The sequence below is a fragment of the Pseudomonas sp. O39 genome, from assembly GCF_045447295.1.
Taxonomy (GTDB): Bacteria; Pseudomonadota; Gammaproteobacteria; order Pseudomonadales; family Pseudomonadaceae; genus Aquipseudomonas; species Aquipseudomonas antarctica_A.
Genome location: NZ_JBJGXV010000001.1, coordinates 138,819 through 165,501, shown reverse-complemented (window position 1 = coordinate 165,501; position 26,683 = coordinate 138,819). Strand labels below are relative to the sequence as shown.

At 60.5% G+C, this 26,683-nt stretch carries 20 protein-coding genes and 2 tRNA genes; 16 read left to right on the top strand and 6 right to left on the bottom strand.

What is annotated here, in order from left to right; genetic code table 11:
• Window positions 1–132: 132 nt before the first annotated feature.
• Window positions 133–219 (bottom strand) — tRNA-Leu (locus ACI77D_RS00715).
• Window positions 220–396: 177 nt separating this feature from the next.
• A tRNA-Leu gene (locus ACI77D_RS00710) sits at window positions 397–483 on the bottom strand.
• A gap of 224 nt (window positions 484–707) precedes the next feature.
• Between ACI77D_RS00710 and rnr the strand changes: the two genes are divergently transcribed.
• The 13 genes from rnr to ACI77D_RS00645 all read left to right on the top strand — a co-directional run bounded on the left by rnr (window position 708) and on the right by ACI77D_RS00645 (window position 18,951).
• Window positions 708–3,341 (top strand): ribonuclease R, encoded by a 2,634-nt coding sequence (rnr, locus tag ACI77D_RS00705; RefSeq protein ID WP_064450412.1) that lies wholly within the window; start codon window positions 708–710, stop codon window positions 3,339–3,341.
• Complete coding sequence (rlmB, locus tag ACI77D_RS00700; RefSeq protein ID WP_128588782.1) at window positions 3,338–4,102, top strand: 23S rRNA (guanosine(2251)-2'-O)-methyltransferase RlmB; 765 nt, start codon at window positions 3,338–3,340, stop codon at window positions 4,100–4,102. The genes rnr and rlmB overlap by 4 nt, the downstream gene beginning before the upstream one ends.
• A gap of 200 nt (window positions 4,103–4,302) precedes the next feature.
• On the top strand, window positions 4,303–4,725 hold the full coding sequence (gene rpsF, locus ACI77D_RS00695) for a 30S ribosomal protein S6 (protein ID WP_003217491.1): 423 nt from the start codon (window positions 4,303–4,305) through the stop codon (window positions 4,723–4,725).
• A 28-nt stretch (window positions 4,726–4,753) separates the two neighbouring features.
• Window positions 4,754–4,984: a 30S ribosomal protein S18 gene (gene rpsR / locus ACI77D_RS00690; protein WP_002551829.1), complete on the top strand. Its 231-nt coding sequence runs from the start codon at window positions 4,754–4,756 to the stop codon at window positions 4,982–4,984.
• Between the two features lie 36 nt (window positions 4,985–5,020).
• Window positions 5,021–5,914 (top strand): hypothetical protein, encoded by an 894-nt coding sequence (locus tag ACI77D_RS00685; RefSeq protein ID WP_110623877.1) that lies wholly within the window; start codon window positions 5,021–5,023, stop codon window positions 5,912–5,914.
• 18 nt (window positions 5,915–5,932) lie between these two features.
• Window positions 5,933–6,379 (top strand): 50S ribosomal protein L9, encoded by a 447-nt coding sequence (gene rplI, locus ACI77D_RS00680; protein ID WP_003171376.1) that lies wholly within the window; start codon window positions 5,933–5,935, stop codon window positions 6,377–6,379.
• Window positions 6,380–6,489: 110 nt separating this feature from the next.
• Entirely contained in the window at window positions 6,490–7,884 is a 1,395-nt protein-coding gene (dnaB, locus tag ACI77D_RS00675) for a replicative DNA helicase (RefSeq protein ID WP_064450415.1), read from the top strand.
• Between the two features lie 190 nt (window positions 7,885–8,074).
• The gene (locus ACI77D_RS00670) at window positions 8,075–10,378 is read left to right on the top strand and encodes a YgiQ family radical SAM protein (protein WP_064450416.1); all 2,304 of its coding nucleotides are present in this window, start codon (window positions 8,075–8,077) and stop codon (window positions 10,376–10,378) included.
• 204 nt (window positions 10,379–10,582) lie between these two features.
• Entirely contained in the window at window positions 10,583–11,506 is a 924-nt protein-coding gene (locus ACI77D_RS00665) for a hypothetical protein (RefSeq protein ID WP_064450417.1), read from the top strand.
• On the top strand, window positions 11,499–11,948 hold the full coding sequence (locus ACI77D_RS00660) for a hypothetical protein (RefSeq protein ID WP_221293787.1): 450 nt from the start codon (window positions 11,499–11,501) through the stop codon (window positions 11,946–11,948). The genes ACI77D_RS00665 and ACI77D_RS00660 overlap by 8 nt, the downstream gene beginning before the upstream one ends.
• A gap of 176 nt (window positions 11,949–12,124) precedes the next feature.
• The gene (locus tag ACI77D_RS00655; protein ID WP_064450419.1) at window positions 12,125–15,415 is read left to right on the top strand and encodes a DUF2126 domain-containing protein; all 3,291 of its coding nucleotides are present in this window, start codon (window positions 12,125–12,127) and stop codon (window positions 15,413–15,415) included.
• Window positions 15,416–15,574: 159 nt separating this feature from the next.
• Complete coding sequence (locus tag ACI77D_RS00650; RefSeq protein WP_064450420.1) at window positions 15,575–18,061, top strand: circularly permuted type 2 ATP-grasp protein; 2,487 nt, start codon at window positions 15,575–15,577, stop codon at window positions 18,059–18,061.
• The gene (locus ACI77D_RS00645; protein WP_262666883.1) at window positions 18,061–18,951 is read left to right on the top strand and encodes a transglutaminase family protein; all 891 of its coding nucleotides are present in this window, start codon (window positions 18,061–18,063) and stop codon (window positions 18,949–18,951) included. Before ACI77D_RS00650 ends, ACI77D_RS00645 begins: the two co-directional genes overlap by 1 nt.
• 46 nt (window positions 18,952–18,997) lie before the next feature.
• On the opposite strand, the gene ACI77D_RS00640 is transcribed toward ACI77D_RS00645, so the two are convergent.
• The gene (locus ACI77D_RS00640; RefSeq protein WP_064450422.1) at window positions 18,998–19,180 is read right to left on the bottom strand and encodes a hypothetical protein; all 183 of its coding nucleotides are present in this window, start codon (window positions 19,178–19,180) and stop codon (window positions 18,998–19,000) included.
• Window positions 19,181–19,514: 334 nt separating this feature from the next.
• Here ACI77D_RS00640 and azu point away from each other — a divergent pair, with 334 nt between their 5' ends.
• Window positions 19,515–19,961: an azurin gene (gene azu, locus ACI77D_RS00635; protein WP_064450423.1), complete on the top strand. Its 447-nt coding sequence runs from the start codon at window positions 19,515–19,517 to the stop codon at window positions 19,959–19,961.
• A gap of 168 nt (window positions 19,962–20,129) precedes the next feature.
• Here azu and nadE read toward each other — a convergent pair whose 3' ends face one another.
• The 3 genes from nadE to ACI77D_RS00620 form a co-directional block, all read right to left on the bottom strand.
• Entirely contained in the window at window positions 20,130–20,957 is an 828-nt protein-coding gene (gene nadE, locus ACI77D_RS00630) for an ammonia-dependent NAD(+) synthetase (RefSeq protein ID WP_064450424.1), read from the bottom strand.
• A 3-nt stretch (window positions 20,958–20,960) separates the two neighbouring features.
• Window positions 20,961–22,175: a nicotinate phosphoribosyltransferase gene (gene pncB, locus ACI77D_RS00625; protein WP_064450425.1), complete on the bottom strand. Its 1,215-nt coding sequence runs from the start codon at window positions 22,173–22,175 to the stop codon at window positions 20,961–20,963.
• A gap of 214 nt (window positions 22,176–22,389) precedes the next feature.
• Window positions 22,390–23,277, bottom strand: a complete 888-nt coding sequence (locus ACI77D_RS00620; protein WP_064450426.1) for a LysR family transcriptional regulator — start codon at window positions 23,275–23,277, stop codon at window positions 22,390–22,392.
• Between the two features lie 154 nt (window positions 23,278–23,431).
• Between ACI77D_RS00620 and ACI77D_RS00615 the strand changes: the two genes are divergently transcribed.
• Both ACI77D_RS00615 and ACI77D_RS00610 read left to right on the top strand, forming a co-directional pair.
• Window positions 23,432–24,922 (top strand): aldehyde dehydrogenase family protein, encoded by a 1,491-nt coding sequence (locus ACI77D_RS00615; RefSeq protein ID WP_221293789.1) that lies wholly within the window; start codon window positions 23,432–23,434, stop codon window positions 24,920–24,922.
• Window positions 24,923–25,094: 172 nt separating this feature from the next.
• A complete protein-coding gene (locus tag ACI77D_RS00610; protein ID WP_128588737.1) occupies window positions 25,095–26,378 on the top strand; it encodes an FAD-binding oxidoreductase in 1,284 nt (427 codons plus the stop codon).
• Window positions 26,379–26,683: the final 305 nt, after the last annotated feature.

Sequence of the window (26,683 nt, the reverse complement as noted above, 5' to 3'; positions counted from 1 at the left end):
ACAAATCATTGCCGATTTGTATGAGCAGGATAAACGATAAAACTTCTCAAGTGCGGATGAGGGGGAAATCACTGGGGAAGTTTTTAAACCCCGGAAACGAAAAAACCCGCTTTCGCGGGTTTGATCTGAATTTGGTGCCCAGGAGAAGACTCGAACTTCCACGACCTTGCGATCACCAGCACCTGAAGCTGGCGTGTCTACCAATTTCACCACCTGGGCATTATCAACAACGCTTGCGCTGTTGATGGAGCGAACTATACGGAGGGCTTTTTGATCTGTAAACCCCTGATATCAAAAATATAAATCTATATTCTCGTTAAAAATCAAAGGCCTGAAACGCAAAAACCCGCTTTCGCGGGTTTTTGGAGACTCAAGGCGTAACCTTGAGTTTGAAATTGGTGCCCAGGAGAAGACTCGAACTTCCACGACCTTGCGATCACCAGCACCTGAAGCTGGCGTGTCTACCAATTTCACCACCTGGGCAGCATCAACAACGTTGCCGTCGTCGATGGCGCGCACTATACGGAGCGGATTTTAAGCTGTAAAGCCCTGCTATGAAAAAAGCCTGGAAAATTTCGCCAATGGTCGTGCAAGGTGTCTGTCGGGGGCTACAAAGAGCTTTTAAAGGCTTGTTGACGTCTGAAATTTCCCGTTTCAATACGCGTATGCCAAACTAACCCGCATATAGACAAGGTGAAAACTCTCTAATGGCCGATTGGCAGTCCCTCGATCCCGAGGCCGCTCGTGAAGCGGAAAAATATGAAAACCCTATTCCTAGCCGCGAACTGATCCTGGCGCATCTCGCCGATCGTGGTTCGCCTGCTAGCCGCGAGCAGCTGGTTGAAGAGTTCGGTCTGACCACCGAAGACCAGCTCGAAGCCCTGCGCCGCCGTTTGCGTGCCATGGAGCGCGACGCTCAACTGATCTACACCCGCCGTGGCACCTACGCGCCTGTGGATAAGCTCGACCTGATCCTTGGCCGCATTGCCGGTCACCGTGATGGCTTCGGCTTTTTGATCCCGGACGACGGCAGCGACGACTTGTTCATGAGCCCGGCGCAAATGCGCCTGGTGTTCGATGGCGACCGTGCCCTGGCGCGCGTTTCCGGCCTGGACCGTCGCGGTCGTCGTGAAGGCGTGATCGTCGAAGTGGTGTCGCGTGCCCACGAGTCTATCGTCGGCCGTTACTTCGAAGAGGGCGGTATTGGCTTTGTTGTGCCAGATAACCCCAAGGTCCAGCAGGAAGTGCTGATTACCCCGGGTCGCAATGGCGCCGCCAAGGTAGGCCAGTTCGTCGAGGTGAAAATCACCCATTGGCCGACTGCGCGCTTCCAGCCGCAAGGCGATATCGTTGAAGTGGTCGGCAACTACATGGCGCCGGGCATGGAAATCGACGTTGCGCTGCGCACCTACGATATTCCTCACGTCTGGCCTGAGGCTGTGCTCAAAGAAGCCGCCAAGCTCAAGCCGGAAGTTGAAGACAAAGACAAAGAAAAACGCATCGACCTGCGCCATCTGCCGTTCGTCACCATTGACGGCGAAGATGCGCGTGACTTCGACGATGCGGTCTACTGCGAAGCCAAGCCTGGCAAGCTGCGCCTGTTCTCCGGCGGCTGGAAGTTGTTCGTCGCGATTGCCGACGTGTCCAGCTACGTGAAGATTGGTTCGGCCCTGGACAACGAAGCTCAGGTGCGCGGCAACTCCGTGTACTTCCCTGAGCGCGTGATTCCGATGCTGCCTGAGCAGTTGTCCAACGGCTTGTGCTCCCTGAACCCGAAAGTCGACCGTTTGGCCATGGTGTGCGAGATGACCATCTCGAAAACCGGCGAAATGACGGACTACCAGTTCTACGAAGCGGTGATTCATTCCCAGGCGCGCCTGACCTACAACAAGGTCAGTACCATCCTGGAACAGCCGAAGACCAGCGAAGCCAAAGCACTGCGCGGTGAGTATGGTCATGTTGTGCCGCACCTCAAGCAGCTGTACGCGTTGTACAAAGTGCTGTTGGGCGCTCGTCACGTGCGTGGCGCGATCGATTTTGAAACGCAGGAAACCCGAATTGTCTTCGGTTCCGAGCGCAAGATCGCGGCAATCACCCCGACCACGCGTAACGATGCGCACAAGCTGATCGAGGAATGCATGCTGGCGGCCAACGTGGCCACTGCGGAATTCCTGAAAAAGCACGAGATTCCTGCGTTGTACCGGGTGCATGACGGCCCGCCGCCGGAGCGCCTGGAGAAGCTGCGCGCGTTCCTCGGTGAGCTCGGCCTGTCCCTGCACAAAGGCAAGGACGGCCCGACGCCGAAGGACTACCAGGCACTGCTCGCGAGCATCAAGGACCGTCCGGATTACCACGTGATCCAGACCGTGATGCTGCGCTCCCTGAGCCAGGCGGTGTACAGCGCTGATAACCAGGGCCACTTCGGCCTGAATTACGAAGCGTACACCCACTTCACGTCGCCGATTCGTCGTTACCCGGACCTGCTCACGCACCGCGCGATCCGCAGCGTGATCCATTCCAAGCAGAACACCCCGCACGTCAAGCGCGCCGGTGCCATGACCATTCCGAAAGCGCGGATTTATCCGTACGACGAAGCGGCCCTGGAACAGCTGGGCGAGCAGTGCTCCATGAGCGAGCGCCGTGCCGACGAAGCCACCCGCGACGTAGTGAACTGGCTTAAGTGCGAGTTCATGAAAGACCGCGTGGGCGAGTCGTTCCCTGGCGTCATCACGGCCGTAACCGGGTTTGGTCTGTTCGTTGAGCTGACTGACATCTATGTCGAGGGCCTGGTGCACGTCACCGCCTTGCCGGGTGACTACTACCACTTTGACCCTGTGCATCACCGCCTGGCGGGCGAGCGCACCGGTCGCAGCTTCCGCTTGGGCGATACCGTTGAGGTACAGGTCATGCGCGTCGACCTCGACGAGCGCAAGATCGACTTCGGTATGCCTGACAAGCCAGCCGAGCCGACTGGCCGTAAGAAACGTGGCGGCGAGACGACTGCGCCGGCCAGCAAAGGCAAAGGTGCTCCTGCGAAAGCAGCGGTCGCCGAGCCTGCGCCAGCCAAGCCTGCTCGTCGTTCGTCTGCCAAGGACAAGGCCCCCGAAGCCTACCGCCCAAGCGATGCCGCGGCAAAAAACGCAGAACTGCGCAAGAGCCGCGAGTTGAAGCAGCAGTTGCTCAGCGAAGCCAAAAGCGGTGGTAAAGCGGCGTCTGGGGGAAAGTCCCGCGAGGCGGAAAAGCCGTCGAGCAAGCCGAGTAAACACCGTAAAGGCCCGCCTAAAGCGGGTTCGGCCCCCGCGAAAAGCGGCGGGTCGCGCAAACCTAAGGCCAAGTCATGAGTCTGGAAAAAATCTATGGCGTACACGCCGTAGAAGCACTGCTGCGTCACCACCCCAAACGCGTCAAGCAAGTGTGGTTGGCAGAAGGCCGCAGCGAACCGCGTGTACAAGCGCTGGTCGAGCTGGCTACCCAAAATAAGGTTGCCATCGGTCAGGCCGAGCGTCGTGAAATGGACGTGTGGGTAGAGGGCGTTCACCAGGGTGTGGTTGCGGACGTAAGCCCGAGCCAGGTCTGGGGCGAGGCGATGCTCGACGAGTTGCTCGACCGTACCGAAGGCGCGCCGCTGCTGCTGGTACTGGACGGCGTGACCGATCCGCACAACCTCGGCGCCTGCCTGCGTTCGGCGGACGCTGCCGGCGCGCTGGCGGTAATTGTGCCGAAAGACAAGTCGGCCACCCTGACGCCGGTCGTGCGTAAAGTTGCCTGCGGCGCGGCGGAAGTGATTCCGCTGGTGGCCGTGACCAACCTGGCGCGCACCCTGGAAAAACTCCAGCAGCGCGGCCTGTGGGTCGTGGGCACGGCAGGCGAGGCTGAGGTCAGCATTTATGACCAGGACCTCACCGGCCCGACCATTCTGATCATGGGCGCCGAAGGCAAAGGCATGCGTCGCCTGACCCGTGAGCATTGCGATTACCTGGTGCACCTGCCGATGGCCGGTAGTGTGAGCAGTCTCAACGTGTCGGTTGCTACCGGCGTGTGCCTGTTCGAAGCCCGGCGCCAGCGTGGCGTCAAAAAGTCAGCCGCTTCGCGCAAGTCGTAAGCGCCAAGCTGCAAGTTGAAGGCAGGGTGGTTGACCACTTGTAGCTTGCAGCTTGCAGCTTCCCCCCTGCTCCTCTACTATTGCGCCCCTTGCCTTCATGGCAGGCACGCATGTGCCTCCCTTTGGCAAGATCCATAAGTGTCATTCACTCCTTGTCTGACCGTTTTTGAGCGGCAGGCTACAACCCGTAAGGAGCATTCATGCGTCATTACGAAATCATCTTTTTGGTCCACCCGGATCAAAGCGAGCAAGTCGGCGGCATGGTTGAGCGTTACACCAAGCTGATCGAAGAAGACGGCGGCAAAATCCACCGTCTGGAAGATTGGGGCCGTCGTCAACTGGCCTACGCAATCAACAATGTTCACAAGGCTCACTACGTGATGCTGAACGTTGAGTGCACTGGCAAGGCCCTGGCCGAGCTGGAAGACAACTTCCGCTACAACGATGCAGTGATCCGTAACCTGGTCATCCGTCGCGAAGAAGCCGTTACCGGCCAATCCGAGATGCTCAAGGCTGAAGAAAACCGCAGTGAGCGCCGTGAGCGTCGCGACCGTCCTGAGCACGAAGGCGCCGAAAGCGCTGATAGTGATGACAGCGACAACAGCGATAACGCTGACGAGTAATCCACGGACCTTTTAAGGAGCCTATCAAATGGCACGTTTCTTCCGTCGTCGTAAATTCTGCCGCTTCACCGCTGAAGACGTGAAGGAGATCGATTACAAAGATCTCAACACTCTGAAAGCTTACGTATCCGAGACCGGCAAAATCGTTCCAAGCCGTATCACCGGTACCAAAGCACGTTATCAGCGTCAGCTGGCCACCGCTATCAAGCGCGCCCGCTTCCTGGCCCTGCTGGCCTACACCGACAGCCACGGCCGCTGAGACCGGGCAGTCGACAAGTAGTAAGGGATTGAATGCATGCGCGCCTTAGCTGAGTTCATCATGCGCGGTCGCGTGCAGGCCACTCTCGTAGTGGCTGGATGTGCGGCATTGCCGTTGCTTTATTGGTTGGGTGCTGCCGCAGGTTGCCTAGTGCTGCTGCGGCGCGGTTTGAAGGACGCCCTTGGCGTCCTTGCCCTGGGATTGTTGCCGGCCTTGATCTGGTGGCTGCAATTTGGTGATCCACGCGTACTTTTGGTACTGCTGGGGTCATCGAGCCTTGCGTTGGTTTTACGCGCAAGTGAGTCCTGGGTCCGTACGCTGCTGGTCAGCGTGGCATTGGGGTTGGTGTACTCAGTGATGCTTGGCGCGGCTTTCCGCCCGCAAATCGAGGCGCTGTCGCAGGAAATCGTCAAGATCCTGCCGATGGCTCTCGGGGATCTCTACCAGCAGTTGTCGGTAGATGAGCGAGCGCGGTTTGCGTCACTGATTGCCCCGGTCCTGACCGGCCTGATTGCGGCATTGTTGCAGGTCGTCAGCGTGCTGAGCCTGATTCTTGGGCGTTATTGGCAGGCGTTGTTGTACAACCCGGGTGGTTTTGGTCGCGAGTTTCGCAGTATCAGAATCCCCGCGGGGCCGGCGATGTTGCTGCTGGCGTGCATGGTTGTCGGGCCGAACTTCGGTCCACAGATGGCCTTGCTGGCGCCGATTTGCAGCGTACCGCTGGTGTTTGCCGGGTTGGCCCTGATTCATGGGCTGGTTGCGCGAAAGCGTCTGGCCAGGTTTTGGCTGGTGGGGTTGTACGTAACGCTGTTGCTGTTCATGCAGCTGATCTATCCGTTACTCGTGGTTTTGGCCATTGTCGACGGCCTGATTGATTTTCGCGGTCGTCTGGCGTCGAAAGACGCCGATAACGCGAACGGTGAAGGTTAAAAGTTAGAGGATTTTCACATGCAACTGATCCTTCTGGAAAAAGTCGCCAACCTGGGCAACCTGGGCGACAAAGTGAACGTTAAGGCCGGCTACGGTCGTAACTACCTGCTGCCTTACGGCAAAGCCACCGCTGCAACCGCTGCCAACCTGGCTGCGTTTGAAGAGCGTCGTGCTGAGCTGGAAAAAGCAGCAGCAGACAAAAAAGCTTCGGCCGAAACTCGCGCTGCCCAACTGGCTGAGCTGGAAGTGACTATCACTGCCACCGCCGGTGACGAAGGCAAGCTGTTCGGTTCGATCGGCACCCACGACATCGCTGATGCACTGACCGCTTCCGGCGTTGAAGTGCAGAAGAGCGAAGTTCGTCTGCCGAACGGCACCATCCGCAACGTAGGCGAATTCGACGTAGCCGTGCACCTGCACGCCGAAGTTGAAGCCACCGTACGCGTTGTCGTGGTAGCAGCTTAAGCAGCACCTAACTGACTGGCACCTCGCGTGTCAGCCAGTTAACATCGGGCACGATCCTGTTTACAGGTCGTGCCTTTTGTTTTTCTACAATCCCCTAATTCCAAGTGGCCATGAACGATATTTCAGCTCCTGAGCAATACGATCTGCAAACCGCTGCCCTGAAGGTGCCACCGCATTCCATCGAGGCCGAACAGGCCGTGCTCGGTGGCTTGATGCTGGACAACAACGCCTGGGAACGCGTGCTGGATCAAGTCTCGGACGGCGATTTCTACCGTCATGACCACCGCTTGATCTTCCGTGCCATTGCCAAGCTGGCCGACCAGAACTCGCCGATCGACGTGGTGACCCTGGCCGAGCAATTGGACAAGGAAGGCCAGACGTCCCAAGTGGGCGGCCTGGGTTACCTGGGCGAGCTGGCGAAAAACACGCCATCGGTCGCCAACATCAAGGCCTATGCGCAGATCGTCCGTGCGCGGGCCACGTTGCGCCAGTTGATCGGCATCGCCACCGAGATTGCCGACAGTGCCTTCAACCCCGAAGGCCGTACCGCTGAAGAGATTCTCGACGAGGCCGAACGGCAGATCTTCCAGATCGCCGAGGCCCGTCCGAAAACCGGCGGCCCGGTCAGCGTCAACGACCTGTTGACCAAGGCCATCGACCGGATCGATACCTTGTTCAACACCGACAACGCCATCACCGGCCTGTCCACCGGCTACACCGACCTCGATGGCATGACCAGCGGCCTGCAGCCGTCTGACCTGATCATCGTCGCCGGCCGTCCGTCCATGGGTAAAACCACGTTTGCGATGAACCTGGTGGAGAACGCCGTGTTGCGCAGCGATAAGGCCGTACTGGTCTACTCGCTGGAGATGCCAGGCGAATCGCTGATCATGCGGATGTTGTCGTCCCTGGGCCGTATCGACCAGACCAAGGTGCGTGCCGGTCGTCTGGAAGATGACGATTGGCCGCGCTTGACCTCGGCCGTTAACCTGCTTAACGACCGCAAGCTGTTTATCGATGACACCGCGGGCATCAGCCCCTCGGAAATGCGCGCGCGTACCCGACGCCTGGTGCGTGAGCACGGCGATATCGCCCTGATCATGATCGACTACCTGCAACTGATGCAGATCCCGGGCTCCAGTGGCGACAGCCGTACCAACGAGATTTCCGAGATTTCCCGCTCGTTGAAAGCCCTGGCCAAGGAATTCAACTGCCCAGTGGTTGCCCTGTCGCAGCTCAACCGTTCCTTGGAGCAACGGCCGAACAAACGCCCGATCAACTCCGACTTGCGGGAATCCGGAGCGATCGAGCAGGATGCTGACGTAATCATGTTTGTTTACCGGGACGAGGTGTATCACCCGGAGACCGAGCATAAAGGCATCGCTGAAATCATTATCGGCAAGCAGCGTAACGGGCCAATCGGCACCACGCGCCTGGCCTTTATCGGCAAATACACCCGTTTCGAAAACCTGGCGCCGGGCAGCTACAACTTCGACGACGAGTAACTCTCCAGCGCCTGTAAGGGCCTTATCGCAGGCAAGCCAGCTCCCACATTGATGTGTAAATGCATTCAAATGGGGGAACTGGCCTGCCTGCGATGGCGTCACCACAATTCCGACCATTACCGTCGGAATTGGTCAAAATTTGTGCTATATTCCGCGCCCGCGATTTTTCATCTCAACACCGGTCACCGTCATGCAAACAGCCAAGCCGTTATTTGACTATCCCAAGTACTGGGCCGAATGTTTCGGTCCTGCGCCATTCCTGCCGATGAGCAGGGAGGAGATGGATCAGCTTGGCTGGGATTCCTGCGACATCATCATCGTCACCGGTGATGCGTACGTGGATCACCCCTCGTTCGGTATGGCCATCATCGGCCGGCTGCTGGAGTCCCAGGGCTTTCGCGTCGGGATCATTGCCCAGCCGAACTGGCAGTCCAAAGACGACTTCATGAAGCTCGGCGAGCCGAACCTGTTCTTCGGCGTCGCGGCCGGCAACATGGACTCGATGATCAACCGCTACACCGCCGACAAGAAGATTCGTTCCGACGACGCCTACACCCCTGGCGGTATGGCTGGCAAACGCCCGGACCGCGCGAGCCTGGTGTACAGCCAGCGCTGTAAAGAAGCCTACAAGAACGTGCCGATCGTACTCGGTGGCATCGAAGCGTCCCTGCGCCGCATCGCCCACTACGACTACTGGCAAGACCGCGTGCGCAATTCGATCCTGATCGACGCCTGCGCCGACATCCTGCTGTACGGCAACGCCGAGCGGGCTATCGTCGAAGTCGCCCAGCGTTTGTCCTGGGGCCACAAGATCGAAGACATCACTGACGTGCGCGGCACCGCGTTCATTCGCCGTGACACGCCTGAAGGCTGGTACGAAGTGGACTCCACGCGTATCGACCGCCCGGGCAAGATCGACAAGATCATCAACCCGTACGTGAATACCCAGGACACCCAGGCTTGCGCCATTGAGCAGGAAAAAGGCCCGGTTGAAGACCCGGAAGAAGCCAAGGTCGTGCAGATCCTGGCCAGCCCGCGCATGACCCGCGACAAGACCGTGATTCGCCTGCCATCGGTAGAAAAAGTCCGTGGTGACTCGGTGCTCTACGCCCACGCCAACCGCGTGCTGCACCTGGAAACCAACCCAGGCAACGCCCGTGCTCTGGTGCAGAAGCACGGTGAAGTGGATGTGTGGTTCAACCCGCCGCCCATCCCGATGACCACCGAAGAAATGGACTACGTGTTTGGCATGCCTTACGCCCGTGTCCCGCACCCGGCGTACGGCAAGGAAAAGATCCCGGCCTACGACATGATCCGTTTCTCGGTGAACATCATGCGTGGCTGCTTCGGCGGCTGTACTTTCTGCTCGATCACCGAGCACGAAGGCCGGATCATCCAGAACCGTTCCGAAGAGTCGATCATTCGCGAAATCGAAGAGATCCGCGACAAGGTTCCAGGTTTTACCGGCGTGATCTCCGACCTCGGCGGCCCGACCGCGAACATGTACCGCATCGCTTGCAAGAGCCCGGAAATCGAATCTGCATGCCGTAAGCCGTCGTGCGTATTCCCTGGCATCTGCCCGAACCTGAACACCGACCACTCGTCACTGATTCAGCTGTACCGCAGCGCCCGTGCGTTGCCGGGTGTGAAGAAGATTTTGATTGCTTCCGGCCTGCGCTATGACCTCGCGGTCGAGTCGCCGGAATACGTTAAAGAGTTGGTGACCCACCACGTCGGTGGTTACCTCAAGATCGCCCCGGAACACACCGAGGAAGGTCCGCTCAACCAGATGATGAAGCCGGGCATTGGCAGCTATGACAAGTTCAAGCGCATGTTCGAGAAGTACACCAAGGAAGCGGGCAAGGAGCAGTACCTGATTCCTTACTTCATCGCCGCCCACCCGGGCACCACCGATGAAGACATGATGAACCTGGCCCTGTGGCTCAAGGGCAACGGCTTCCGCGCCGACCAGGTGCAGGCGTTCTACCCGTCGCCGATGGCCACCGCCACCGCGATGTACCACTCGGGCAAGAACCCGCTGCGCAAGGTCACCTACAAGAGCGACGCGGTGACCATCGTCAAGAGCGAAGAGCAGCGCCGTCTGCACAAAGCGTTCCTGCGCTACCACGACCCGAAAGGCTGGCCGATGCTGCGTGAAGCATTGACCCGCATGGGCCGTGCCGACCTGATCGGGCCGGGCAAGGACCAATTGATCCCGCTGCACCAGCCGGCCACCGACAGCTACCAGAGCGCCCGTCGCAAGAACTCGACGCCGGCCGGCAGCCATAAGGTTGCCAAGGAAACCACCACCAGGATCCTCACCCAGCACACCGGTTTGCCGCCGCGTGGCAGTGATGGCAGCAACCCGTGGGACAAGCGCGAACAAGCCAAGGCTGCGGCCATGGTACGCAACAAGCAGGCTGCCAAGGAGCGCGCCGATGCGGCGAAGGGCAAAGGCGGTAAGCCTGCGCGCAAGCCGGTAGTGCCGCGTTGATCGTAGCCTGAACATGCAAAACGCCAGCCTCGTGCTGGCGTTTTGCTTTCTAGCGGGTGGGTAGACCGTTTGTTAAGGTGGTGGTCATTAGATCGCCATCGCAGGCAAGCCAGCTCCCACAGTTGGAACGCGTTCCCTTGTGGGAGCCGGGCTTGCCCGCGATGAGGCCTGCCAGGCCACCATCACCTTCAAGGAAGAACTCTCATGAGCAACCCCCTGCTCAGCATCGGCATGGACTCCAACCGCTCGCAGTTCATGGCGCGCCAGCGCATCGAAAGCCAGATCAACCTGCCACGCCTGTTTGCGGCCATCGACGCTGACCCCGGCATTGTCGGCGCGGGCGTTGTGTACATTGACGCCGACTTCAACGTCCTCACGCTGCGCGAATTTCAGCCCATCTGCAGCATCGCTCCTAAACGTTTGATCTTGCGTGAAGCGCAGAAGTACATCGCCCCGGCGCAGTTTGCGCAACAGGTCCAGGACAATCCCCGCGAATCGCGCCTGGTGGGAGAGGCGGTCAATACGTCTCTGTCCTGCGCGGGCGCGATCATCGGTTGGATCGTGGTGCTCAGCGGCACCGTCGCTGTACCGTTCACGGCGGGTGCCAGCAGCGTGATTACGGCCATCGGTTATACCGCTGCCACGGCCAGCACGCTCCAGTGTTTTGCCAGTGGCTATCGCGTCAGCAATGAGATCAGTGACCCCTCCAAAAATGACAAGCTCGACAGCTCGGAGTGGTATCAGTACACGATGATCGCGCTGGATGCTGCGTCGTTGATCGGGGTCGGTGCATCGACGCTGACCACGATAAAGCTGGTGCGGCTGAATCAGGCCGCCACCGGCAAAAGCGTGCGGGAGGTGCTACGAGGATTAACCCGGCAAGAGCGCGCCAAGCTGACGAAGGAGCTGCTCAGCATTCAGGACCCGCGAATGAGCGCCAAGATGCTCAAGTTGAAACAACTGTCTGGCGAGGCGACCAAGCGTTTCGCCCCCGCCCAGGTCAAGCATGCGACGGTGACTCAGATACAGGATGCCCTGGGCGCGGCGATCGGTTTTACCGGCAGTGCAATCTCGGGGAACGTACGCACCATTGCCGTGGGGCTGTATGAGGAAATGAGCGATGAATGAGCTACCCGGCATTCGCAGTTTTCTGGCGCAATACTTTCCGGTCTTTATGGGCGCAATTTTCGCGGCGGTGTTCAGCCTGGTGTTTGCGGTGCCGCTGATTTTCGACAGTTATTTCCCACGCTTGTCGATGGACGACAACCTCAAGTATTCCTTCCTGGGTGGCCTCGCGCTGACGTGGGGCATCGTGCAGTGCAACTTCATGATCGCGCGCGGGCGGCCGCAGTGGGTATGGCCGCTGGTGATGCTGCTTGCGCTCTGTGTTCTGGCAGTGCTGCCCACCATCGCCTTCGCTCCGCATCCGCTGTCCTATAGTTTGAGCCTGCTGTTCCCGCTGCTGGGATTGCTGCTGCTCAACAGCAAGCGTCACCGCGAGATGCGCCAGAAACTCGTTGAAGTGAGGCGGCTGCGCCAAGCCATCATCGCAACGCACAAAGCACGCTAGCTGGGTAGATTCACCACCCTGCGCCACAAATATGTGCAGCACTTGCACCAGGGCACCGGTGATGGCGCCGTTTTGGTGCTCTACTGCACCGGGTCTAACGAGAAAGCGCAATGACGGCTGCTCTGGCATAAGTCTTGCGCACGTTGTGTCCATGCCCTGGCTCGCAGGAGGCCGCCGTGTCGATTCATGTCGCGTTGCACCACGTTACGCATTACCGCTATGACCGCGCTGTCGAACTCGGCCCACAGATCGTGCGTTTACGCCCGGCGGCCCACAGTCGCACGCGGATTTTGTCCTACGCACTGAAAGTGCTGCCCGAGCAGCATTTCATCAATTGGCAACAAGACCCCCAGGGTAACTACCTGGCGCGTCTGGTGTTCCCGGAAAAGACGGACGAACTGCGTATCGAAGTCGACTTGGTCGCCGAGATGGCGGTGTTCAACCCGTTCGACTTTTTCCTTGAACCCTACGCCGAAAAAATCCCCTTCAGCTACGCCGCTGACGAGCAGCGAGAGCTGGCGCCGTACCTGGAAACCCTGCCGCTGACGCCGAAGTTTGCCGCTTACCTGGCGGGCATCGACCGCACGCCCCTGCCGGCCGTGGATTTCCTGGTGGGGCTGAACCAGCGTCTGGCGGCCGATATTGGCTACTTGATCCGCATGGAACCAGGCGTGCAAACCCCGGAATTCACCCTGGAAAATGCCTCCGGCTCCTGCCGCGATTCGGCCTGGCTGCTGGTGCAATTGCTGCGCAACCTGGGGTTGGCGGCGCGGTTTGTCTCCGGCTATCTGATTCAGCTCACCGCCGACGTCAAAGCCCTCGACGGCCCGTCCGGCACCGAAGTGGACTTCACCGACCTGCACGCCTGGTGCGAAGTGTATTTGCCCGGCGCCGGCTGGATCGGCCTGGACGCTACCTCAGGGTTATTCGCTGGTGAAGGCCATATCCCGTTGGCCTGTAGTCCTGATCCATCGTCCGCCGCACCGATCAGTGGGCTGGTGGAACCGTGCGAGTGCGAATTTACCCACGAGATGTCGGTGGAGCGCATTTGGGAAGCACCTCGGGTTACCAAGCCCTACACCGAAGAACAATGGCTGGCGATCCAGGCACTGGGCCGGCAGATCGATGGCGACCTGCTCAAGGACGACGTACGCCTGACCATGGGCGGCGAACCGACCTTCGTCTCCATCGACGACCCCGACGGCGCCGAGTGGAACACCGCCGCCCTCGGGCCGGACAAACGTCGGCTGTCCGCCGAGCTGTTCCAACGCATGCGTAAGCACTACGCGCCCAAGGGCCTGGTGCACTTCGGTCAGGGCAAGTGGTACCCCGGCGAGCAGTTGCCGCGCTGGTCGCTCAACTGCTATTGGCGGCGCGACGGCGTGCCGATCTGGCACAACACCGCGCTGATAGCCGATGAGCAAGAAGATTATGCTGCCGACGGGCTCATGGCCGGGCGTTTCCTGGCCAGTGTCGCCGAACGCCTCAAACTGCCGGCGTACTTTGTATTCCCGGCCTTCGAAGACAATTTCTATTACCTGTGGCGCGAAGGTGCACTGCCGCAAAACGTCACCGCCCAAGACCCGCGCTTGAGCGACGACCTGGAGCGCGAGCGCCTGCGCAAAGTATTCAGCCAGGGCCTGGACAAAGTTATCGGCCAAGTGCTGCCGCTGGCGCGCACGGCGGCCAATGACCGCTGGCAGAGTGGGCGCTGGTACCTGCGCGACAATCACTGCCGACTGGTGCCGGGCGACTCAGCGCTGGGCTATCGCCTGCCGCTGGCCTCGCAACCTTGGGTGACGGCGGCGGAGTACCCGTTCGTGCATCCGACTGACCCTAACCAGGATCAGCCGGAGTTGCCGACCACCGCGCAACTGCAAAGCCATGGCGAACCCGCGCCAGCCGATGAACGCGTGCCTGAAGTCGACGAGTCCGCCGACTGGCTGACCCGCACCGCCTTGTGCGCCGAAGCGCGGGAAGGGCGCCTGTACCTGTTTATGCCGCCGCTGGAGCGCGTCGAGGACTATCTGGAATTGGTGGCCGTCATCGAAGCCACCGCCGAGGAGCTGCACTGCCCGGTATTGCTGGAAGGCTACGAGCCGCCGTTCGACACGCGTTTGAGCAACTTCCGGGTCACGCCGGACCCGGGTGTGATTGAGGTCAACGTGCAGCCGTCCGCCACCTGGGACGAGTTGGTGGAGCGCACGGAATTCCTCTACGAAGAGGCACGGCAAACCCGCCTGACCACTGAAAAATTCATGATCGACGGTCGTCACACGGGCACCGGCGGCGGCAACCATTTTGTGCTGGGCGGCGCGACGCCCAAGGACTCACCGTTCTTGCGTCGCCCCGATTTGCTGCGCAGTTTGATCAGCTACTGGCATAACCATCCATCGCTGTCGTACCTGTTTTCCGGGTTGTTTATCGGCCCGACATCCCAGGCGCCACGGGTGGATGAAGCGCGTAACGACGCATTGTACGAGCTGGAAATCGCGTTCGCCCAAATGCCCGCCCCTGGCGAAGAATGCCCGCCATGGTTGGTGGACCGCCTGCTGCGCAACCTGCTGATCGACGTGACGGGCAACACCCACCGCGCCGAGTTCTGCATCGACAAACTCTACTCGCCCGACGGCGCCACGGGGCGCCTGGGCCTGCTGGAACTGCGCGCCTTTGAAATGCCGCCCCATGCGCGCATGAGCCTGACCCAGCAATTGCTGCTGCGGGCCTTGGTCGCACGCTTCTGGCGTGAGCCGTATGCGCCGCCGAAACTGGCGCGCTGGGGTACGGAACTGCACGATCGCTTCTTGCTGCCGCATTTTATCGAGCAGGATTTTGCCGACGTGATAGTCGAGCTGAATGCTGCGGGTTACCCGCTGCGGGCCGAATGGTTTGCCGCGCACCTGGAGTTCCGTTTCCCCAAGGTTGGCGACTATGCCGTCAGCGGCATCGAGCTGGAACTGCGCCAGGCGCTGGAACCCTGGCACGTACTGGGCGAGGAGGGCGCGGTGGGCGGCACGGTGCGCTATGTGGATTCGTCTCTGGAGCGCTTGCAGGTGAAGTTGAGCGGGCTGGCGCCGCAGCGTTATCTGCTGACCTGCAACGGCATACCGGTGCCGCTGCAACCGACCGGGCGTGTCGGTGAGTTCGTGGCCGGCGTGCGTTATCGCGCCTGGCAACCGGCCAACTGCCTGCAACCGACTATCCCGGTGCACGCGCCGTTGGTGTTCGACGTGCTCGACACCTGGATGCAGCGCTCGCTGGGCGGCTGCCAGTACCACGTCGCCCACCCGGGAGGGCGCAATTACGACAGCTTGCCGGTGAATGCCAATGAAGCCGAAAGCCGGCGGATGGCGCGGTTTTTCCGCTTGGGGCATACCCCTGGCAAGCTCCCCGTGCCTTCCTTAATGGTTAATGATGAACTACCGATGACCCTGGATCTGCGGCGTTTTCCCAATAAAAATGACTGAATGCGATTTAAATGTGGGAGCTGGCTTGCCGGCGATAGCGATATATCAGCCAGCCAATAAGGTGACTGGAAAATCGCAATCGCAGGCAAGCCAGCTCCCACAATAGATTGCAGTGAATTTGAGTTAATCTGACTTCCCTTGCCTTCTGCCGAGCGTTCCATGCCCGACTTGCTCGACCGTTACCCGCTGACCGCGGGCACTTATCACGAACTGCTGGACGACAGTGGCGCGGTGCGTGCCCATTGGCAGCGCTTGCTTGATCACCTGCAACGCAGCACGCCTGCGCAACTGGCCCAACGCCAGGCACTGCTGACCCGGCAGATCCAGGAAAACGGCGTGACCTATAACGTCTACGCCGACCCCAAGGGCGCGGATCGCCCGTGGGAGCTGGATTTACTGCCCCATGTGCTGGCCGCCGATGAGTGGCAGCACCTGTCGGCCGGTATCGCCCAGCGGGCGCGCCTGCTCAATGCCGTGCTGGCCGATCTGTATGGCCCGCAGCGATTGATCAAAGAGGGCCTGCTGCCGGCTGAGCTGGTGTTTGGGCATAACAATTTCCTGTGGCCCTGCCAGGGCATTCAGCCGCCGGACGGCGCGTTTTTGCACCTGTATGCCGTGGACTTGGCGCGCACGCCGGATGGCCGCTGGTGGGTCACAGCCGACCGCACCCAGGCACCGTCGGGTGCCGGTTATGCGTTGGAAAACCGTACCATCGTGTCCCGTGCGTTCCCGGACTTGTACCGCGATCTGCAGGTGCAGCACCTCACCGGTTTCTTCCGCACGCTCCAGGAAACCCTGGCCCGCCAGGCGCCCAGTGACGACCAGTCGCCGCTGATCGTGCTGCTGACCCCGGGGCGATTCAACGAAAGCTATTTCGAACACCTCTACCTCGCGCGCCAACTCGGCTACCCGTTGGTGGAGGGCGGCGACCTCACCGTGCGCGACAGCACTGTGTTCCTGAAAACCCTCAGCGGCCTGCGCCGGGTGCACGCGATCATGCGCCGCCTGGACGACGACTTCTGCGACCCGCTGGAGCTGCGCACCGATTCGGCCCTCGGCGTGCCCGGCCTGCTCGATGCCGTGCGCCAGGGCAATGTGCTGGTGGCCAATGCCCTCGGCAGTGGCGTACTGGAGTCGCCCGGGTTGCTCGGCTTTTTGCCGAAGATCAACCAGTTCCTGTTCGGCGAAGAATTGATCCTGCCGTCGATCGCCACTTGGTGGTGCGGTGAAGCACCGGTGTTGGCCGAGGCTTTGGAGAAACTGCCGGATTTGCTGATCAAACCCGCGTTTCCGTCGCAAAGCTTCAGCCCGGTATTTGGCCGCGATTTGAATGAGGAACAACGCCAGGCCCTGGCCGAACGCATGCGCGCAAGGCCTTACGCCTACGTCGCCCAGGAGCTGGCGCAACTGTCCCAGGCACCGGTGTGGCACACCGTCGACGACCATTTGCAACACCGTGCCATCGGCATGCGCGTGTACGCCGTGGCCAGTGATGACGGCTACCGTGTACTGCCCGGCGGCCTGACCCGCGTGGCGGCCGAGGCGGATGCCGAAGTGGTGTCGATGCAACGCGGTGGCGCGAGCAAAGACACCTGGGTGCTCAGCGAACGCGTTGCCGGTGGCGAGCATTGGCGTGCACAACGGGCGATTGGTGCCCATGACCTGGTGCGCCGCGACCCGTATCTGCCCTCTCGCGTGGTGGAAAACCTGTTCTGGTTTGGCCGCTATTGCGAGCGCTGTGACGACAGCGCGCGTTGGCTGCGTATCGTGCTCGCGCGTTATGTCGACGGCGACGATCCGCTGGCCTTGCAGGCGGCGGTCGAGCTGGGCGAGAGCTTGCGCTTGTTGCCGGAGGAGGGCGAGTTGCCTGAGCGCCTGCTCGCCGCCTTGCTGGGTGATGACTGGCCGTCGAGCCTGCGCGCCAACCTGCAGCGCCTGCAGTGGGCGGCGTCCCAGGTGCGCGGCAAACTGTCCCGGGAAAACTGGCAGGCCCTGGTCGAACTGCAACGCGAAGCCCTGGAACTGGAAAGCGAAACCCCGGATTTTGGCGAGTTGCTGGATTTCCTCAACCGCCTGGTGATGTCCCTGGCGGCGCTGTCCGGCTTTGCCCTCGACGACATGACCCGCGACGAAGGCTGGCGCTTTTTGATGATGGGCCGGCGCATTGAGCGCCTGCAATTTCTGAGCAGCAGCCTTGCGGCGTTCCTGCGTGGCGTGGCGGTGTTCGATCAGGCGGGGCTTGAGTGGCTGCTGGAGTTGGGCAACAGCAGCATCACCTATCGTTCGCGCTACCTGGCGGTGCCGCAGCTGATTCCGGTGCTCGACCTGCTGCTGCTGGACGAGCAGAACCCGCACGCGGTGCTGTTCCAGCTGAAACTGGTCAGCCGCACCTTGCGTCGCCTCAACGATGACTTTGCTGTGCCTCGTGAAACCGGGCTGGCGCCGTTGGTGGAGCGCCTGGCGTGTTTCGACCTGGGTTGCCTGGAGAACCCGTTGTTTGGCGAGTCCAGCGTGCGTGCCGCGCTGGATGGCCTGGCTGACTTGCTGCAAGCAGTCGCCGATGAGAGCGGGCAAGTGTCGGATCGCCTGGCCTTGCGCCATTTTGCCCATGTGGATGATGTCAGCCAGCAAACGGTGTCGGTGTGATGAGTGCGCGCTACCAGATTTTCCACGATACCCACTACCACTACGACAGCCCGGTCTCCCTGGCCCAGCAACTGGCGCATCTGTGGCCACGGCCTTGTGCCTGGCAGCGTTGCACCTCGCAGCAACTGGATATCAGCCCGGAGCCGTCTTCGCGCCGCGATGAGCTGGACGTGTTTGGTAACCCCATTACCCGGCTGGCCTTTGAGCGGCCCCACGATGAGTTGCTGGTGAATGCCGGGCTGACCGTGGAAGTGCTGGCGCGGCCGGTGTTGGATTTCCAGCAGTCGCCCGCCTGGGACCAGACCCGCGACAGCCTGACCTATAGCAGCCGGCCGGTGTCTGTGGAACTGGTCGAAGCCTGCCGCTATCGCTTCGAATCACCCTACGTGCACCTGAAAAAAACCTTCGTCGAGTTTTCCGAAAGCTGTTTTCCTCCCGGCGAGCCATTGCTGCTGGGTGTACAGGCGCTGATGGAGAAGATCTTCAGCGAGTTCACGTTCGATGCCGAAGCCACCCAGGTCGCCACGCCGCTGGTGGAAGTGCTGGAGCGCCGTCGCGGCGTGTGCCAGGACTTCGCCCATCTGATGCTCGCTTGCCTGCGCTCGCGGGGCCTGGCGGCGCGATACATCAGCGGCTACCTGCTCACCCAGCCACCGCCCGGCCAGCCACGGCTGATCGGCGCCGATGCGTCCCACGCGTGGGTCTCGGTGTATTGCCCGGTGTCGGGCTGGGTAGATTTCGATCCGACCAACAATGTGCAGCCGGCACTGGAGCACATCACCTTGGCCTGGGGCCGTGATTTCTCAGATGTGTCGCCGTTGCGGGGGGTGATTCTGGGGGGAGGGAGCCATGACCCGGAGGTGCGGGTGACGGTGATGCCGCTGGAATGAGGGTGGGTTGGGGTGAGCAGGGAGGGCCTGCTCACCCCAACAGAATTTATTCAGCCGGGTCTTTCGGTGTTTCGGTTTCGTCTGTTGCCACTTCACCTTCAGCATCCGGGTTCAGTGCACCTGCTTCTTCATCTGCAGTGGCTTTCTTGCGTTGCAGCTTTTCCTCTTTCTTCTGCTCCTTGGCCAAGTCTCTCTGACGTTTGGCGAAGGAGTAATTAGGTTTGGCCATGGGCGATCCTCTAGGGTCGAAGGTGAGGGTGGGGCGGCGCGCAGCTGCCTTGGGTCGCTATGGTAGCAGCTTAGCACCTCGCTTGGCCTTCACTTACCGCAGGCGTACGCGGCCAGCAGGCCGTTGAACAGTTGGTTGAGGTGCATGGCGCGGGCTCCAATGGGGTATGGGCCGATCATAAGCGGGTGGCAGATCTTTGGCTGGTAGATTGTGTTGATCAGTCTGATAGCCTAAAGTTGTATACAATCTGTTGATGCAGATCATAAGAATTCAAGCCTGCTTGAGGCACCCTTGTCCCAATCCGCGTTATTTAAACCCTGCCTTGGAGATTCACATGTTTGCCAAACTCGTTGCTGTTTCCCTGCTGACTCTGGCGAGCGGCCAGTTGCTTGCTGCAGAGTGCAAGGTCACCGTCGACTCCACCGACCAAATGTCCTTCGACAAAAAGGCCATTGAAATCGACAAGAGCTGCAAGACGTTCACCGTTGAGCTGACTCACTCCGGCAGCTTGCCGAAGAACGTGATGGGCCATAACTGGGTGCTGAGCTCCGCCGCCGACATGCCTGGCATTGCCAGCGACGGCATGGCTGCCGGTATCGACAAGAACTACCTGAAAGAAGGCGACACCCGCATCATCGCCCACACCAAAATCATTGGTGCCGGTGAGAAAGATTCGGTGACCTTCGATGTGTCGAAGCTGGCTGCCGGTACCGACTACGCGTTCTTCTGCTCGTTCCCGGGCCACATCTCGATGATGAAAGGCACTGTGACCGTCAAGTAAGCCGATTGCGGTCGAAAAAAAAGCGCCTTGCGGGGCGCTTTTTTGTGGGCGGTCTGTGGTACCGCGTTATCGTTCTTCGCAGGCAAGCCCGCTCCCACAGTTGACCGAGTTCCAGCATGAGGATGCGGTCAACGGTGGGAGCTGGCTTGCCTGCGATGGCGATCTACCTCACGGCGCGAATGGCATGACCCGCTTGTGCTCGGTCTTGCGGTAGGTGTCGCAAATGATCCGGAACGCTTCCTCACGCACCGGCTCTCCGTGCAGGAAGGCGTCTATCTCGGCGTAAGTCACGCCGTGGGAGGCTTCGTCCGGCTTACCTGGCGACAAATCTTCAAGGTCGGCCGTCGGGATTTTCTCTACCAGTGATTCCGGCGCACCAAAGTGCCGAGCAATCGCCCGTACCTGGTTTTTCACCAGCCCGCTCAACGGTGCCAGATCGCAGGCGCCATCACCGAACTTGGTGAAAAAGCCCATCACCGCTTCCGCCGCGTGGTCGGTACCGATCACCAGGCCACTGGCCGCACCGGCGATGGTGTACTGCGCCACCATGCGCATGCGCGCCTTGGTGTTGCCCAGCACGAAATCGCGGGACACCGCGGCCTTGCCTTCAAACGCCGCCACTTCACTGGCCAGGGATTTTACCGCCGGGCCGATGTTCACAGTGTGGCGCTCGTCCGGCTCGATGAAGTCCACCGAGGCCTGGGCGTCGATTTCATCGAACTGGGTTTCGTAGGGCAGGCGCACGGCGATGAAACGGTAGGCGTCATCTCCGGTGCTGGCGCGCAGTTCCTGCATCGCGCGTTGAGCCAAAAGGCCGGCAGTCAGGGAATCGACGCCGCCGCTGATGCCCAGCACCAATGTCTTGAGCCCGGAATTGCGCAGGCAGTCCTGGATAAAGGTTACGCGGCGGGCAACTTCAGCCTCCAGGGCGGCCTGGTCCTTGAACGGTGCTTGGACCTTGAGCTGCTGCGCAATCTCACGCTGTACGGCTTGCATGATTCACTCCTTGCTGGAAAGGGCAGGTACTTTAAAAACGTGACGCAAATAGGCGACGAAATTCGGGTCGGTGCAGTGGGTCTTGCCCGCTTCATCAGAGATTTTCGCGACGGGCTGGCCATTGCAGGCGGTCATTTTAAGCACGATGCTCATTGGCTCAACACCTGGAATGTCGCAGGTGAGGTTGGTGCCGATACCAAAGCTCACATTAATGCGACCCCGCAACGCGCGGAATATCTCCAGCGCCTTGGGCAGCGACAGGCTGTCGGAGAACACCAAGGTCTTGCTCATCGGCTCGATACCGAGCTTGTGGTAGTGGGCGATGGCTTTTTCGGCCCATTGCACCGGGTCACCGGAGTCATGGCGCAGGCCATCGAACAGCTTGGCGAAGTACAAGTCGAAGTCGCTGAGGAAGGCGTCGGTGGTGATGCAGTCAGTCAGGGCGATCCCCAGCAGGCCGCGGTATTCGCGGACCCAGCAGTCGAGTGCGGCGATCTGGCTGTCGATCAGGCGCGGGCCGAGTTGCTGGTGGGCCATGATCCACTCGTGGGCCATGGTGCCGAGCGGCTTCATATCGAACTCACGGGCCAGGTGCACGTTGCTGGTGCCGACAAATCGCCCGGGGAAGTCATGCTTGAGCACGCTCACCACTTCTTCCTGCACCCGGTACGAGAAGCGCCGGCGCGTGCCGAAGTCGGCCACTTGCAGCTCCGATAGCTCGTCGCTGCTGGCGTTCGCCGTCAGCCAATCGAACTTGCGGTAAAGCTGCTCGCGGGCCTGTTCAAGGATCACGGTCTGGTAGCGGTAGCGGTTACGCACTTCGCTGACGATGGCCAGCATCGGCACTTCAAACAGGATCACATGCAGCCACGGCCCGCGCAGGCGGATAAACAGTTCGCCATTCTCGATGCCGGTTTGCACATAACGAAGGTTGAAGCGGAACAGCCCGAGGAAGCGCAGGAAGTCCGGCTTCATGAAGCTGATGCGCTCCAGGAAACCCAACTGGTCTGGGCTCAGGCTCAGCTCGGCCAGGCGCTCGATCTGGTAGCGGATTTCCGCCAGGTACGGGCGCAGGTCTTCACTGTTGCGGCAACGAAACTCCCATTCAACGTCCACATTCGGGTAGTTGTGCAGCACCGCCTGCATCATGGTCAGCTTGTAGAAGTCGGTGTCGAGCAGGTTCTGCACGATGCGATCGGCAAACACACTCTCGCTCATAACGGGAATCTCCAGACGGATCGGCGATGGGTGCCGACCTTTACGCACAATTAAGGAATGGCGCTAGTGGCGCATAGACCTGTGTTGTTTTGCCAGTGATTTTTTTGGAGTGGCCACTGGCCCTATCGCAGGCAAGCCAGCTCCCACCGTAGAAATGCATTCCAAATGTGGGAGCTGGCTTGCCTGCGATGGCGGTGGTGCAGCCAAAAAATAACTAAACCTGCTCCATCATCCACTTCACAAAGTCGCGCACCTTGGGCACTTCCGCCGAATGCTCCGGGTACGCCAGGTAATACGCATCCTGGCTCGGCAACGCATGCTGCCAAGGAATCACCAACTTGCCGTCGGCCAGTTCTTCTTCCACCAGGAAACGTGGCAGCAGGGCCACGCCACAGCCGACCTGCGCCGCGCGGATGCACATATAGAAGGTGTCGAAACGCGGCCCGTGATAGCTGTGTTCGGTGTGAAAGCCCTGGCTGGCGAACCAGTCATGCCAGCCTTGCGGCCGCGAGGCGTTTTGCAGCAGCACCAGGTCACTCAATTGCGTGGGGTCGGTGAATGCCTGTGCGGGCAGGCTTTCCGGCGCGCACACAGGCACCAATTCTTCGCTGAACAGTTTCAGGCTTTCCGTGCCGGGACGTGAGCCCTGGCCGAAATAGAACGCCATGTCCGCCTTGCCTTGCAGCAACTCGTCCGGTTCCTGTTCATTGCACAGGTCCAGGTGGATTTGCGGGTGGCGCAAACGCCAGCCCTTCAGGCGCGGCACCAGCCAGCGCGCGCCGAAGGTGTAGGGCGTGGACACGCGAAGTACTTCGGTCTCGCCGCCGTAGGAGCGCAGGTAATGGGTGGACATCTCCACCTGTGTGAGGATTTTTCGCACTTCCACGAGGTACAAATCGCCCGCCGGGGTCATCTGCAAGCGGCGGCGCACCCGGCGAAACAGCAGGTGCTGCAGCAATTCTTCCAACTGGGCGACCTGTTTGCTCACCGCGCTTTGCGTGAGGTTCAGTTCCTCGGCGGCGCGGGTGAAGCTCAGGTGGCGGGTGGCGGCTTCGAAACACTGCAGGGCGGTGATCGAGGGCAAATGTCTTTTGTTCAGCACGGCACGCCTCTTTTTATTCTTTGCATGAATAAACGGAATGATATCTCGCCTAATCGTCGTTTGTTGGCAAGTCTTGGGCCAGCTACAAATAAGGTCTGGATCGCCGTGTGGGCCGCGGCGCAATTTTTTTGTTTGTAGATTGAAGGAGTGACCCATGGTTGCCGCATTGCTTGACCGTCTCGGGGTAAACCCGGCGCTGTACCAGTCGGGTAAACAACCCGTGCATTCGCCGATTGATGGCAGCCGTATTGGCAGTGTGCACTGGGAAGGTGCCGCCGAGGTGGAGCAGCAGGTCAGTCGCGCCGAGCATGCATTCGACGCCTGGCGCAAAGTACCGGCGCCGCGTCGCGGCGAGCTGGTGCGTCAGTTTGGTGATGTGCTGCGCGAATATAAGGCCGACCTGGGCGAGCTGGTGTCCTGGGAAGCCGGCAAAATCACCCAGGAAGGGTTGGGTGAAGTGCAGGAAATGATCGACATCTGCGACTTTGCCGTCGGTCTGTCCCGCCAGTTGTACGGCTTGACCATCGCTTCCGAGCGCCCGGGCCACCACATGCGTGAAACCTGGCACCCGCTGGGCGTGGTCGGCGTGATCAGCGCCTTCAACTTCCCGGTCGCCGTATGGGCGTGGAACACCACGCTGGCGCTGGTGTGCGGCAACGCGGTGATCTGGAAACCGTCGGAAAAGACACCACTCACCGCATTGGCGTGCCAGGCGTTGTTCGAGCGCGTGCTGAAGAAATTCACCGATGCCCCCGAGTACCTCAGCCAAGTGATCATCGGCGGCCGCGACGCCGGCGCTGCACTGGTTGACGACCCGCGTGTCGCCCTGATCAGCGCCACCGGCAGCACCCGCATGGGCCGCGAAGTGGCGCCGAAAATCGCCGCGCGTTTCGCCCGCAGCATTCTCGAGCTGGGCGGCAACAACGCGATGATCCTCGGCCCAAGCGCCGACCTGGACATGGCCGTACGCGCGATCCTGTTCAGTGCCGTCGGCACTGCCGGTCAACGCTGCACCACCCTGCGCCGGCTGATCGCCCATGAGTCGGTCAAGGAAGAAATCGTCACTCGCCTCAAGGCCGCTTATTCCAAGGTGCGCATCGGCCACCCGCTGGAAGGCAACCTGATCGGTCCGCTGATCGACAAACACGGCTTCGAAAACATGCAGGACGCCCTGGAGCAAGCCTTGAGCGAAGGCGGCAGGGTGTTCGGCGGCAAGCGTCAGTTGGAAGATAAATTCCCGAATGCCTACTACGTATCGCCGGCGATTGTGGAAATGCCTGAGCAAAGCGACGTGGTGTGCACCGAAACCTTCGCGCCGATTCTGTATGTCATTGGCTACAGCGACTTCGCCGAGGCACTGCGCCTGAACAATGCTGTGCCGCAAGGCCTGTCTTCGTGCATCTTTACTACCGATGTGCGTGAAGCCGAGCAGTTCATGTCGGCGGTGGGCAGTGACTGCGGCATCGCCAACGTCAATATCGGCCCGAGCGGCGCGGAAATCGGCGGCGCGTTTGGCGGTGAGAAAGAGACCGGTGGCGGGCGTGAGTCGGGTTCGGATGCGTGGCGCGGGTATATGCGTCGCCAGACCAACACCGTGAACTACTCGCTGGAACTGCCGCTGGCGCAGGGTATTACGTTCGACTGACCCCTCACGTCGCAGTGCAGTCAATGTGGGAGCTGGCTTGCCTGCGATGCAGACACCTCGGTGTGCCGGGAACACCGAGGTGATGCTATCGCAGGCAAGCCAGCTCCCACATTTGATGGTGTTTGCAATTCAAAATAATTGTTGTTTGTTAGGTCCTCTCCGGAGTCTGGCAATGCCATTACGCGAAGCATGTTTGTGGGAACACCTTACCCCTGGCCGGCCGGATCGCGCCGCGCTCAAGGGCGAGGTCAAGGTGGATGTGTGCGTGATCGGCGCCGGGATTACCGGTTTGTCGGCGGCCATTCACTTGCTGGAACAGGGCAAAAGCGTCGCCGTGCTGGAGGCCCATCGCACCGGCCATGGCGGTTCGGGGCGTAACGTCGGGCTGGTCAACGCCGGCCTGTGGATTCCCCCGGATGAAATCGAAGCCGGTTTCGGCGAAGCGGTGGGCAGCCAGCTCAACCGCATGTTGGGCGCGGCGCCATCGCTGGTGTTCAGCCTCATCGACAAATACAACATCGATTGCCAATTGCGCCGCGAGGGCACCTTGCACATGGCGCACAATGCCCGTGGCGAGGCGGATTTGCGCAGCCGTGAAGCACAATGGAAACGCCGTGGCGCGCCGGTTGAGTTGCTCACCGGCCAGGCCTGCGAAGAGGCCACGGGCACTAAAAAAATTGCCGCTGCGTTGCTCGACCGACGCGCCGGCACCTTGAACCCGATGGCGTATACCACTGGCTTGGCCAATGCCGCCGCGGGCCTTGGCGGCCAACTGTTTGATCATTCCCCGGTCACCCAGCTTGAACGCCAAGGCGCGCACTGGTCAGTGCAGACCGCACAGGGCTCAGTGCAGGCGGCACAAGTGGTGATCGCCTCGAATGCCTACACCGAAGGTGAGTGGACCGAGCTTCGCCGCAATTTCTTCCCCGGCTACTACTACCAGGTTGCGTCAGCCCCTCTGACCGATGACGCCGCCCAGCAGATCCTTCCCGGCGGGCAGGGCTCGTGGGACACGCGTCAGGTACTCAGCAGCATCCGCCGCGATGCCGATGGCCGCCTGTTGCTCGGCAGCCTGGGCAACGGTAACCAGAAACCGGCGTGGTTCCTCAAGGCATGGGCTGATCGGGTGCAGCAGCACTACTTCCCGTACCTCAAATCGGTGCAGTGGGAATACACCTGGACCGGCTGTATCGCCTTCACCCCGGACCACTTGATGCGCCTGTTCGAGCCGGCGCCGGGCCTGGTCGCCGTAACGGGTTATAACGGGCGTGGTGTGACCACCGGCAGCGTGGTGGGCAAAGCATTTGCCGACTACTTATGTCACCAGAACCCCCAGGCGTTACCGATCCCCTTCGCGCCGATGCAGCCGTTGGCCGGGGTGGGCCTGCGCAGTTGTCTCTATGAAGCAGGATTTTCGCTGTATCACGCCGGGCAATGCCTGCGGATCGTGATCTGATCAGCGAAATACCGCTCAGAAGCCTGCATTTTCTTAGCAGCCTACTAATCTGTATTGGTGCAAGTCGTAGCAATCACGCACTGTAAATGTGCAGTTCCGTTACGCACATTGTTACAGGTGCAGGAACGACCGTTTATCCGCCTGGTTGCAGGTGCGACCTGCCAGGGTTGTACTTTTTGGGTCCATTGGTTGCACCTTCCGATGCTAGACGGTTGCACGTCCTGGCAAAAGGAGTCGAAACGCCTGTAATAACAATGACACCGTGTCTTTTTGAAGAATAAAAACGTAATGGCACGCGCCTTGCT